The 11,267-nt window shown below is 67.9% G+C and carries 8 protein-coding genes and 3 pseudogenes; 6 read left to right on the top strand and 5 right to left on the bottom strand.

Translation table 11 applies throughout. The annotated features are described in order from the left end of the window. Positions 1–20: 20 nt before the first annotated feature. Positions 21–770 carry a hypothetical protein gene (locus PV342_RS32605; RefSeq protein WP_500319814.1) on the top strand — a complete coding sequence of 250 codons (750 nt, stop codon included), beginning with the start codon at positions 21–23 and terminating at the stop codon, positions 768–770. A 170-nt stretch (positions 771–940) separates the two neighbouring features. Here PV342_RS32605 and PV342_RS32600 read toward each other — a convergent pair whose 3' ends face one another. Next, positions 941–1,444: a zinc finger domain-containing protein gene (locus tag PV342_RS32600; RefSeq protein WP_500319812.1), complete on the bottom strand. Its 504-nt coding sequence runs from the start codon at positions 1,442–1,444 to the stop codon at positions 941–943. Positions 1,445–2,030: 586 nt separating this feature from the next. On the opposite strand from PV342_RS32600, the gene PV342_RS32595 reads away from it, so the two are divergent. Further along, complete coding sequence (locus PV342_RS32595) at positions 2,031–3,326, top strand: IS256 family transposase (RefSeq protein ID WP_500319810.1); 1,296 nt, start codon at positions 2,031–2,033, stop codon at positions 3,324–3,326. Between the two features lie 392 nt (positions 3,327–3,718). Here PV342_RS32595 and PV342_RS32590 read toward each other — a convergent pair whose 3' ends face one another. Beyond that, positions 3,719–3,856 carry a hypothetical protein gene (locus PV342_RS32590; RefSeq protein ID WP_500319808.1) on the bottom strand — a complete coding sequence of 46 codons (138 nt, stop codon included), beginning with the start codon at positions 3,854–3,856 and terminating at the stop codon, positions 3,719–3,721. Between the two features lie 85 nt (positions 3,857–3,941). Continuing rightward, a complete protein-coding gene (locus PV342_RS32585; RefSeq protein ID WP_499508784.1) occupies positions 3,942–4,469 on the bottom strand; it encodes a peptidoglycan-binding domain-containing protein in 528 nt (175 codons plus the stop codon). 299 nt (positions 4,470–4,768) lie between these two features. Between PV342_RS32585 and PV342_RS32580 the strand changes: the two are divergent. Both PV342_RS32580 and PV342_RS32575 read left to right on the top strand, forming a co-directional pair. Further along, positions 4,769–5,280 (top strand): annotated as a pseudogene (locus tag PV342_RS32580) (hypothetical protein); the annotation flags it as partial. 399 nt (positions 5,281–5,679) lie between these two features. Then, entirely contained in the window at positions 5,680–6,498 is an 819-nt protein-coding gene (locus tag PV342_RS32575; RefSeq protein WP_499516675.1) for a phosphotransferase, read from the top strand. A 24-nt stretch (positions 6,499–6,522) separates the two neighbouring features. Here the strand turns inward: PV342_RS32575 and PV342_RS32570 are convergent. Together PV342_RS32570 and PV342_RS32565 are read right to left on the bottom strand one after the other, a co-directional pair. After that, positions 6,523–6,807 (bottom strand): annotated as a pseudogene (locus tag PV342_RS32570) (glycosyltransferase family 2 protein); the annotation flags it as partial. Positions 6,808–7,092: 285 nt separating this feature from the next. After that, a pseudogene (locus PV342_RS32565) lies at positions 7,093–7,405 on the bottom strand (SOS response-associated peptidase family protein); the annotation flags it as partial. A gap of 1,036 nt (positions 7,406–8,441) precedes the next feature. Between PV342_RS32565 and PV342_RS32560 the strand changes: the two are divergent. Together PV342_RS32560 and PV342_RS32555 are read left to right on the top strand one after the other, a co-directional pair. Then, positions 8,442–10,523, top strand: a complete 2,082-nt coding sequence (locus PV342_RS32560; protein ID WP_500319805.1) for a helicase associated domain-containing protein — start codon at positions 8,442–8,444, stop codon at positions 10,521–10,523. Positions 10,524–10,797: 274 nt separating this feature from the next. Next, positions 10,798–11,055 carry a hypothetical protein gene (locus PV342_RS32555; protein WP_500319803.1) on the top strand — a complete coding sequence of 86 codons (258 nt, stop codon included), beginning with the start codon at positions 10,798–10,800 and terminating at the stop codon, positions 11,053–11,055. Positions 11,056–11,267 lie beyond the last annotated feature (212 nt).

The following is an 11,267-nucleotide window of genomic DNA, read 5'->3' as shown; positions in this document are numbered from 1 at the left end:
TCAGCGCAGCCGCCGCAATTGTGGGCATCCCCCTCTTCATCCTCTACGGCAACGACTCCGCCGACACCGGGCACTCACAGGCGGAGAGCGGCGAGGTGCAAGCAAGCACCGGTGTGTCAGAGGCTGCACGCCAGCCCAACCTCAAGGTGGCGCGCGTCGCCGCCTACATCGACGGAGGCATCGAGGGCGTCGAGCAGGACACCGAGGGGGCCGCGCCCGTTAAGCAGAAGGATCTGAACGGTCCGCACCTGGACGTGACTTTTGAGAACAGGGCGCCGGGCCCCTCCTTGATTACAAAGGCGACGCTGCGGCTCCGCGAGGCCGGACAACTGCCGGGCTGCCACCCGACGGGCGGAGATCTAGGGATCTCCATGAACTACGACTTCCCGATGCCGCTTGAGCTGCCGAAGACACCCTACGAGAAGTCGAAGGACATCAGCTTCAGTGTCGAGGACAACAAGCTCGACCGCCTGACCCTCACCATGGGGCCGGAAACGGTCGGGTGGGGGCCAGCCTGGTACGGAGTGGCAGACATCGTCTTCGAACACGACGGGACCAAGACCACTGTCGGCCCCATCGCTCTTGTCGGCACAGGAGGCGACGGGGAGTTTTACCCCAAGGGTGACACCTGGGTCATCGAGAACGTCGACGACCCCGCATGCCTAGACGAGACAGCCACGTTGGTGGACCGACTCGCGAACATCCCCAACGTCACCGTCTCAAAGGAACTGAAGTCATTGCGGGACAAACTCACTTCAATGGGCCACTGACACTCCGGCCGGTCCTGGACCGGCACCCCGGAGTCATCGACCTGCTCTGGGTAGTGCAACGAGCGACCAGGAACACCGTCCTCGCGCTCGGAACGCTTCCCCACCCCCACATCGCCCCCGGATAGCCGGGGCTATGATCCGTTTGACGGGTGGCGGCATACGGGAACCGCTCACCGCCGGGGCTGCTGCTGTTTGTCCTGGGCAGCAGCCAGGACCCGCTGCACCACCTGGAACCGGTCCCGGTGGAGCCCGGCGATCACGACAAGCACGCCGTTGGCGTTCATCTTCTGGCATGGGCTTCCCGGCGCGGCCTGGCAGCGCGGACACGTCACCTTCCTCGCCAAATCCGGTTCGACGGCCTCTGTGCCAGTGCTCTGGTCGGCGTTGCCGCCGCGCCCTCCGGCCCGACGCACCGTGGACGCCGGGTCGGTCTTCGTGGCTCGCTTGGGGGGCTCCTGCAGGCCGCAGCCGCCAGCGTGCACCGGCTTTCCTTTCGCTCCTCGCTGTCTGCGAGAGACGCGTCCATCGATCGGGTACCCACAGAACGCGCAGACCAGGGGGCCCCGGCAGCGTGACGGCGTGCCGGCTGCCTTCGGTGCCTGGGCCGCGACGGTTTCGGTGGTGCCGTCGGCCCGGGTCACGGTGACGTCGGAGGCTGGTGCGACGTCGTACATCTGCAGCGTCGGCGTTGCGCGGTGGCTTTCTCCCTGTCGGCCTCCGCGGGCCACCGACGGAATTCATCTACCTGCGGCTCTACGGTTCAGGTCGTGACGCCGATCCCGCGTTGATCCCGCTGGATTCCCTGAAAGACCGGCCCGGAGCTGATGTGGCCAGTCGTCTACGGCAACCGGACAGTGGCCGAAAACGTCCCAGCGGACATGACGACCACTGGCAGACAGCCCCTCCGGTCCGCGCCGCCCTGGCGACACTGTGGGCGAGGTGCTGACCCGACCCGTGATCCAGTCGGCTGCCGCGGCCGTCAGTTAGAGCCGTACAGCGCGTGCCTGGCCCACCTCACGAACGCCGATCGGGCCACCTACCTCAGTGCCCTGGTGCCCGGCAGTGACCTGGACCATCGCGGTACTCCCATCTCCGAGAGTCTGCTGCAACAACTCCTGGACGCACTCCGTGACCCCGCCACCGGACAGCCCTGTCTCGGCGCAACTCGGTTCGACGGGGCGACGTTCTCTGGCGACATCTCGTTCGGCAACGGGGTCTGTACGGTCTTCGGTGTAACTCCCGATCAAGGAAGAACACCTGATGAGCGACGTGACTGCCTCCGTCGAGGCGGTTGAAGAGGTCCGACCGGTCGAGTTGTCGACGGACGTGCTGGATGAGCAGTTGATCGGGCAGTTGGTCGACCGGGCCCGCGCCGGCGGGCTCCAGCTGACCGGCGAGGGCGGACTGCTGCAGCAGCTGACCAAGCGGGTGTTGGAGTCCGCCCTGGAGGGCGAGATCACCGACCACCTCGGCTACGAGAAGCACGACTCGGCCGGAGCAGGCAGCGGCAACTCCCGCAACGGGATCCGGTCCAAGACGGTGCTGACCGACGTCGGACCGGTCGAGATCGACGTTCCCCGCGACCGGGAGGGCAGTTTCGAACCCCAGATCGTCAAGAAGCGGCAGCGCCGGCTGACCGGCGTGGACGAGATGGTCCTGTCCCTGTCCGCCCGGGGTCTGACGCACGGGGACATCTCCGCGCACCTGGCCGAGGTCTACGGCGCGAGCGTGTCCAAGACGACGATCTCGACCATCACGGACAAGGTCATCGACGGGATGGCCGAGTGGCAGAACCGGCCTCTGGACCCGGTCTATCCGGTGATCTTCATCGACTGTGTGCACGTCAAGGTCCGTGACGGGCAGGTCGCCAACCGTCCGATCCACGTGGCGCTTGCGGTGACGGTGGACGGGACCCGCGACATCCTGGGCCTGTGGGCCGGTGACGGAGGCGAGGGCGCCAAGTACTGGCTCCAGGTCCTTACCGAGATCCGCAACCGCGGCGTCGAGGACGTGTGCATGGTCGTCTGCGACGGGCTGAAAGGCCTGCCCGACGCGATCGGCACGGTCTGGCCGCAGGCGATCACGCAAACCTGTGTCGTTCACCTCATGCGGGCGTCGTTCCGTTACGCGGCCGGCCAGGACTGGGACAAGATCTCCCGCGCCCTCAAGCCGATCTACACCGCGCCGACCGCGAAGGCCGCTGAGGACCGCTTCTTGGACTTCCAGGAGGAATGGGGTGCCAAGTATCCGGCGATCGTGCGCCTGTGGGAGAACTCCTGGGCCGAGTTCGTGCCGTTCCTGCAGTTCGACACCGAGATACGACGTGTCGTCTGCACCACCAACGCCATCGAGAGCGTGAACGCCCGCATACGCAAGGCTGTTCGGGCCCGCGGACACTTCCCGAACGAGGCGGCAGCACTCAAGTGCGTCTACATGGCCGTCATGAGCCTGGACCCCACCGGCAAGGGCCGCAAACGCTGGACCATGCGATGGAAGCCGGCCCTGCAGGCCTTCGACATCGCCTTCGACGGCCGGCTCTCCGTCGGCCGCCGATAACTCACACCACCCGAGTTACACCGTTGACTGGACACACCCACGCTCCACAACTGCGGCTGTGGGCTGACCACTACTGGCAGATCGCCTACTGGACCACCGGCAGGGACGGGCAGCCCACCGCGCCGCAGTGCCCGTCCCCAGTCGGCGTCGTGACGGCACACGATGCCGAGCGGGGCCGCCGTGACTCGCGGCGTAAACCGACCGCGCCGGCCGTGGGCAGCGGACCCGGGGCCGGGGCTGGCGGGGACGCCCCCTCACCGGATGCGGTTCGCTCTCCGCTTCCGGAGTTCCCTCCTGCGGAGCCTGGTGAGGGGGGTCGCCGGTCGGCGCTTCAGCGTTGGCTCCGTCAGGTCCGCGGTGCGTGAACGGAGTGAGGTCTCGCACTGGCCGAGTCAGGAAGCAATGCGGAGCGTCAGTTCGCGCAGTTGGCGGCCGGTGGTCGTGATGTCGTATCGGCGCGAGTTGCTGACAGCCGCCGTGGTCAGGGCCTTGCGTCGGTGGAAGTCCCGGCCCATCTCGTCGAGGACCATAGGGCAGCGCACCCCAGCTACAGCGCGCCCAGGGCCGGCCTCCCTTCCGGTAGGCCGGCCCTGGGTGCGATGGTGACGACGGGAGTCAGCAGGTCCGGTAGTTGTAGCCGGCCTTCCGCCAGTTGCCGTGACTGTCGACGAACTCGTAGTTGCCGTCCCCGAGGCGCCTCATCTTGAAGTTGTTGACCGTGCCGTCGTATCGCAGATTCAGCGTCTGGCCAGGAGCGTCACTGCCCGACACGTACGCGATCTGATAGTCAGCCGCGTAGCTCCAGGTCGCCTTGCCGGCACTTCCGTCGACTGTCAGGTAGTCGGTGTCATCTTGATACGCCGCGGTCGCGCTCTTGGTGTTGGTTCCGAAGACGCCGTCGATGTCCGATGCCAGGTAGCCGTTTGCCCAAAGGACCATCTGCCAAAGGCAAGTAGCGTTGGAAGATGCGTTCGTGTTGATGTCCGTGACGCCCTCGTCGCCCCAGTCGTTGGTGTAGACGCCGGTCCCATACACGTAGGCCAGGCCGCTGTATGTCCCGCTTGCCGCGGCCGGGGTGGTGCTCACAGCGAGGAGGGTGGCGGTCAGTGCCCCCACCGTGCACGCGCCCAGCTTGGTGCGCATCCCGTGCCAACTCATGAAGACTCCCGGACTCAGGCCCCCCCTTGGAGCCAGATCGCGCCATTACACAGCAGCTCAGGCCGAATTCGCACCTAAAATTCAGGCCAAAAATACGCCATGTTCACGCCAACCTAATTGAGCGTAGACGCGTTGAGGATGAGTCAGGCGAACGACTCCCCCTTCCTGTTGCACTGTGTTCGGAACTTTGGCCCAAGCGGGCTAGCGGTGGTTTGTTGACGGCGGGTCAGGGTTGCAGTGGGCCGGTAGCAGAGGAACGTCGCCTCGCTGCCTGGGGGCTTGTGATGACCCGTCGTCTGCCGTGTCCGCCCGCACCTGGCCCGCTGGAAGCCTACGCCGCATGCTTCGATGACCTGTTCTCCACACTGGCACAGCGCCGCGGGTTCCGCGAGTACCTGACCGGACTGCTGCTGCCGCGGGACCGTAACAAGGCGTTGACCTGCCTCGCAGGCACCGCCACGCGGCGGGGTTGCCGTTCGTCATGGCCCTCAAACCGAGCCACGGCACCTGGGCCCACGGCAAGGACGCCTACACCCCCGTCGACGCCGCCCGCGCCCTGACCTGGACGGACCCCCAGCATCCCGGCGACTGGACCCCGGTCCGGCGGACCTTCCGCGACGGGCACACCGAGACATGGTGGGCCGCCGACGCCCACCTCGGCTGGTGGGGCCCCGACGGACACATCCGCCTGGTCGTGGCGACCGCGGACCCGGCCACCCTGCCCGCCCACCGCCGCAACCTGCTCACGGGCCACACGCGCACGGCCTTGCAGCCGGACCGCCCGGGGGCACGACGGCCGCCGGTCGGCACTGCGGTGCTGGCTACGCCAAGTCCCCCGGGGCCTGAGCCGCTGCAATCGCTGATCAGGTGCACGGTGGCAGGAAACTGCGGTCGTGCGCCCGTGCGGAAGCATCACACTCATCCGGTACGGGAATGCCGGTAATGTCCCGCTGCCGTACGGAAGCGGTGTGGCTCTGGGGGCGGGATGCGGGGACGGACATTCGCGGCGGTGATGGTGGTATTCGCCGTCATCAACCTGCTGCTGGCAACCGCTGTGGCGATTGCGGCCAACCCGGCCACCAGCGCCACGTACAACGGCTAAGGGGGTGTCGCCCCGAGCTCTTCGGAGTCAGCGTGGCGTAGGCTCCCAAACGGCTGGGGTTCAGGTGCCCCAGCGAAGCAGCAGGAGAATTGTGTGGCCGGGCAAGACAACACCCACGGGTTGGAGATGCGCTCCAACGTGGTGGTCAAGCGGTTCCGGTCGTGGGGCCGCGGTGAGCCGCAGCGCGAGTGGCGGGCGCTGACGCTCCTTGCAGAGCACGCGCCCGGTCTGGCTCCGCAGCCCCTGAAGGCCGACCTGGAGGGGGATCCACCGACCGTGGTGATGTCCCGACTGGCCGGGGTCCCTTTGCGAGGCACCGTGGTCTCCGGCCGCAGAGCGGCCGCCTTGGCGGAAGCTCTGGCCACCTTGCACGGTGCTGTTCCGCAGGACGTACTGGCGGCGGTTCCCGAGGGTGCCTGGAACGTGGTCAAGGCCGTCGACAAGGCCCGGGACTGGTGCACGCAAGCCCAGCAGTTCGGGCCGGATCCGCAGGTTGAGAGGGCGTTCAACGAGGGCTGGCGGTGGCTGGACGCTGCGCCGCTGGATGACCTGGTCAAGGCCGATCCTGTACCGGTGTTCGGTCTTACAGACGGAAACCTCGCGAACTACCTGTTCGACGGCGAAGTTGTCCGGTTGGTTGACTTCGAGGACTCTGGCCGCAGCGATCGCGCCTTCGAGCTCGCCGAAATCGTCGAGCACCCCTCCGGCTGGGTGGACAGCACCCTGGATGTGCCAGGCCTACTGAGCCACTTTCCTCTGACTGGCGCGGAGGCTGCCCGGCTACGGGACGTGCGGCGTTTGCTGGCGCTGCTGTGGCTGATCATGCTGCTTCCCGGACGGCCTGGATTCGACCGCAACCCCGCCGGCACTGATGAACGGCAGGCGGCCCGGCTGCTGGCCCTGCTGGGCTGAGACCCGCAGCCGGGCGCGGAATGGTCACACGATGGGCGGACGGCCCAGTCGCGTCATCTTCCATACGGTGCGCCAGCGCATGGGATGCCGCGGCGGGCACGGCGTGCGCCAGCCTTCGGCGAAACCGCCGACCCACGCCCGCAGGCCGGCGGCCGATGGTCTGCGGGCGAGCGTGAGCGCTGCCCAGATACCGAGGTAGATCGGCACCAGCACCGAGGGCAGGTGTCGCCGGGCCAGCCAGACCCGGTTGCGGGCGACCATCCGGTAGAACACGGCGTGCCGGGTTGGAGAGGTGCGTGGGTGCTGCAGGAAGTGCTCCACCGCAGTGATCAGTCCGTGCCAGGCCACACTGGACACCGGATGATCCGGAAACAACTTGTCGTCGCCGGACAGACTGCTACCCGGCTCCACCCGTGCTGGCCCGCTGTCGTCCCCGCTCGTTCGTTTCGCCCACAGCTCGACGGCGCTCTTCATCCGGCCCAGTCGGGCTTCCCACGATGCATGTTCCGACATGGCCGGAGGTTAGCGATCCGCAGGTTCGAGGGGCCAGGCAATTCTGCACGCGACGGACGGAGGCGCTCCTTCAGGCAAGAGTCACGGCGTCCAGGAGGTGGGCCCGTTGTTCCGGACGCTGTTGACCGCCGTATCTACGGGCCGGATCGATAGCTGACCGTCCGCGGGCGCGGTCAGCAGGGCGCGGAATTCGTCGGGGTCCTGGTGCTCGGGATCTAGCCAGGCGTCGTAGTCGGCGGCCGCGACGGTCAGCGGCATCCGGGGGTGGACCCGGCTGGCGGCTTCGGTGGCCTCGGTGGTGATGATCGTGCACGTGGCCAGCCAGGCGCCCGGGTCGTCGTCACCGGCGACCTCCCTTGTTCCGCCACCACTCGTACAGGCCCGCGAAGGCCAACCAGTGCCGCGATGACCTCACCAGCTTCCTCGCCAACCTTGGTCACCCTGCCCCATAGCAGTGCCTCCGGATCGCGGTCCCGGTTGTCGGGGTGGGCGTCGATCCACCGCGACACCGCGACACCGGCGTTGATCCGGCCTGGATGTTCGGCCGCCCCGGTGGCGGTCACCGGATGTCCACCCCGGTGTGCGGCGACACCATGGGAGCGGCGACGGCCAGAACGTGTTCGGAGGTGCCGAGGACACTGGGCTGGTCCTCCAGACGCCGCAGGGCGTCGAGGACCTGGGCACGGCGGCCCGGGTTCTGCAGGCGCTCGGCGAGATCAGACAGCAGCTTGGGCGGGCCTACGGCCCCAACCGGGGCCTACGCGGCCCCGGACCCCACGCCAGCGCCTAGGGCGCGCTGGACCGCCCTTTCCTGCCGCCTGCCCTGCGCTCCGCGCACCCCTCGGGCGCTGGGCGCCCTCGGTGGGCAGTTGCCCTTGGTAGGCCGCCCCCCTCCGCTGCAAGCGAGGCCGGCAGACGGTCGAGGGCAATGGTTTCGCCATAAGGGGGCTTACGGCGGGGCAAAGGAGCCGGGGTACTTCCGGAAGCGACCTGCAGACATTTGGCACGGCGAATCCGCGCGGTCCGTCGACCGCCAGGCGCCGGACCCGAACCCTGGTCGGGTCCCACTATCCAGACAGGGCTCGGGCGCTAGCCCTGCACCAACCTTCATGGTCACTTCCGGGCTGTAGTTCCGCAGCACCCAAAAGGTTATCCCCGTAGTCACAACATCCTCCGCCCAGTTGCAGCACCACAGGTCAGAGCGACACGGAGCCGGGTATCAAGCGCCCCTGCAGCACACCACACCAGGTCAGACGGCAGACCAGAGCTACATATATGTAACTCAAATACCCAAGGTCAGCGCATCGAGCATGTCGTAACTAGAGAGAAAGTCGACACTCGACGAGGCGCACGGCGTTGCCGGGGACCTGGGTCGGCCGTGGGGCGCGATCCACGACAACACCCGCATCCCCGTCGCCTTCCGGCTGTACATGACCGCGACTCCGCGGATCCTGGCCGCGCCGCGGCCGCCGAAGGGCAAGGACGGGACCGAGCTGGAGATCGCCTCGATGGTCTCCGACCCGGCCGGCCCTTACGGGGAGTGGATCTTCGAGCTGGGGCTGTCGGAGGCGGTCGAGCGGGGCATCCTCGCCGGCTTCGAGATCGACGTCCTGGAGATCCAGGACCCCGACCTCACCCTGGGAGCCTCCGAGGAGGCAATGCGGGGCCGGCGCCTCGCGCTGCTGCAGACCGCGCTGCTGGAACACGCCGCCGCCCACAACCTCCGCACGGTCATGACGTTCCACCAGCGCGTCGAGGAAGCCGCCGCGTTCGCCGTCAAGCTCCCGGAAACCGCAGCCGAGCTGTTCACGTCGGAAGTCTCCGAGTACGCCCTGGCCGAAGCTGGCTCACTGCCGGCGTCGTCGATCGACGCCGACTTCTACGACCTCGCCGCGCACCGGCACGTACCACCGGACCGGGTCTGGGCGCAGTGGCTGTGCGGCGACCATTTCGTGGCGGAGCGGCGTGAGGCGATCCGGCAGTTCGCCAACGGCACCGACGCGCAGGGCAGGCGGGTGCACCGGGCGTTCCTGGCCAGCGTGCGTGTGCTTGGGGAGGGCGTGGACATCGTCGGTGAGCGGGGTGTCGAGGCCGTGTGCTTCGCGGACACCCGCGGCTCGCAGGTCGAGATCGTGCAGAACATCGGCCGCGCCCTGCGACCCAACTCCGACGGCCGGGCCAAGGTGGCCCGCATCATCGTGCCCGTCTTCCTCCAGCCCGGCGAAGACCCCACCGACATGATCGCCTCCGCCTCCTACGCCCCCCTTGTCGCGGTCCTGCAAGGCCTGCGCTCACACGACGAGCGACTGGTGGAGCAGCTCGCCAACCGCGCCCGCACCAGAGGCCCGCGAAAAGTACATGTCCTGCGCGACGTGGAAGGCCGCATCATCAATGTCGGCGGCAGCACGGCCGGGGAGAGCCAGGGCCAGGGCGCTGCGGAGGGCCGGACAGGGGCGGGGGCCGCGGTGGAGTCGGCGCTGCTGAACTTCGCCACCCCCCGCGACCCCGCCACCATCGCCGCGTTCCTGCGCACCCGCGTCTACCGCCCCGAATCCCTGGTCTGGCTCGAGGGCTACCAAGCCCTCCGACGCTGGCGCCAGGAGAACGGCATCACGGGGCTGTACGCCGTGCCCTACGACACCGAGGTCGCAATGGGTGTGACGCGGTTCCCCCTCGGACGCTGGGTCAACCAGCAACGCCGCGCCCTCCGGACCGGGGAACTCGAAGAACGACGCAGAAAGCTGCTCGACGAGCCGGAAGCCGGCATGGTCTGGGAACCCGGCGACCAAGCCTGGGAAACCAAACTCGCCGCGTTCCGCTCCTTCCAGCGAGCTCACGGGCACTTGGCTCCCAGGCAGGACGCCATGTGGGGCGAAGCCTTCGACAACGGGAGCAAGCCGGTGCCGGTAGGGCAGCACCTGGCCAACCTGAGACGGCAGGGCGGCCTGGGCAAAGACCCCGCACGAGCGGCGGACCGCGCGGAGCAGCTGGCCGCCATCGATCCCGACTGGAACTGCCCCTGGCCCCTGGACTGGCAACGCCACTACGCCGTACTACGCGACCTCGCCGAGACCGAACCCGACCACTCGGTCGCCGGCATCCAACCCGGCGTCGTCTACGAAGGTGATGACCTTGGGGCGTTCATCGCCCGACAATCGCGGGACTGGGCCCAGCTCAGCACCGAACAACAGCAACGGCTCACCGCACTCGGCATCCAACCCACCCCGCCGAGCGAGCGCGCGGGCGCGGCACCGAAGGGCACAGCGCAGGGATCGAGCAAGGCGCAGCAGGCGTTCCAGCGTGGTCTGGCAGCACTCGCGCAATGGATCGAGCGCGAAGGAGCGGGGCGGCCCGTACCCCGCGGGCACGGTGAACCGATTGCGGTCGACGGCCAGGAAGAGCCAGTGACCGTAAGGCTCGGCGTATGGATCTCCAACACCAAGCAGCGGCGGGACAAGCTCACCGTGGAGCAGCGTGCCGCCCTCGCCGAACTGGGGGTGGAGTGGGCGTAGACCGTTTTGAGCGACCGGCCAGCCGTATCGAAGGCTGGTTGATTTCACGCATTGTCCTGATGTGGGGCTGAGCGCGTGGGTCCAGGCGCAGTGCTTGGACAGCGACGGGACGGGGGTACCGCGCTGGCCCTTGTACAGTGCCGTCAACCGTTCGCATGGCGCTGAGCGGGCGTGAGCTGATTGCAGGGCTACCGAATGAAAATCGCCTGCTGAGGGCGCTACGCTCTCGGTCATGTCAGAGATAGGCCGAGAGCTTGTCCGTGCTTTTTGGGCCGTGGACCGCTTCCTGGGTGGTGAGCGCCCGCCCACACGGACGCAGAAGTTCGCGGCCCGGCACCCGCTTGTTCTGGCCCTTCTGGCAGGAACGGGTTGCGCCGCCTACTTCCTGGTCCTGCCGGGAGTACAGCCGTCGGATTTCCTCATCGCGCCCGTCGGAAGCCTCCTGCTCGGTGGCATCTTCGGACTCACGGCGCTGTACGGGCGACGCCGTCAACGCCGTCTGCGATGGCTGGGTCTGTGGAACGGCGCCTGAAACCTGAGCGTCTGCCTCGTCCAGGCAGCCGGGCCCGCTGGCCTACTGACGCCAAGCGGCAATCCCGCCCCGCCACCGGCACGAGGCGTCGCACGGGCCGAACAGAGCCTGGGGACGCGACACTCGCAGGGCTTCGCCGTGAGTATTGTGATTGTATGTACAGCAAGGCCCCCGAAACCCTCTCCCCCGTGGTGCCGAGCTGCCAGCCACCC

The organism is Streptomyces sp. PA03-3a (assembly GCF_033792735.1).
In the GTDB taxonomy this organism is placed as follows: Bacteria; Actinomycetota; Actinomycetes; order Streptomycetales; family Streptomycetaceae; genus Actinacidiphila.
The sequence above is the reverse complement of the archived record's forward strand: the minus strand, read 5'-3'. Positions and strand labels throughout refer to the sequence as shown.

Excerpts from the sequence above, each read along its gene's own strand:
- PV342_RS32600 (WP_500319812.1), bottom strand. The coding sequence starts at position 1,444 with ATGTACGACGTCGCACCAGCCTCCGACGTCACCGTGACCCGGGCCGAC.
- PV342_RS32595 (WP_500319810.1), top strand. The coding sequence starts at position 2,031 with ATGAGCGACGTGACTGCCTCCGTCGAGGCGGTTGAAGAGGTCCGACCG.
- PV342_RS32590 (WP_500319808.1), bottom strand. The coding sequence starts at position 3,856 with ATGGTCCTCGACGAGATGGGCCGGGACTTCCACCGACGCAAGGCCCTG.
- PV342_RS32585 (WP_499508784.1), bottom strand. The coding sequence starts at position 4,469 with ATGCGCACCAAGCTGGGCGCGTGCACGGTGGGGGCACTGACCGCCACC.
- PV342_RS32560 (WP_500319805.1), top strand. The coding sequence starts at position 8,442 with ATGACCGCGACTCCGCGGATCCTGGCCGCGCCGCGGCCGCCGAAGGGC.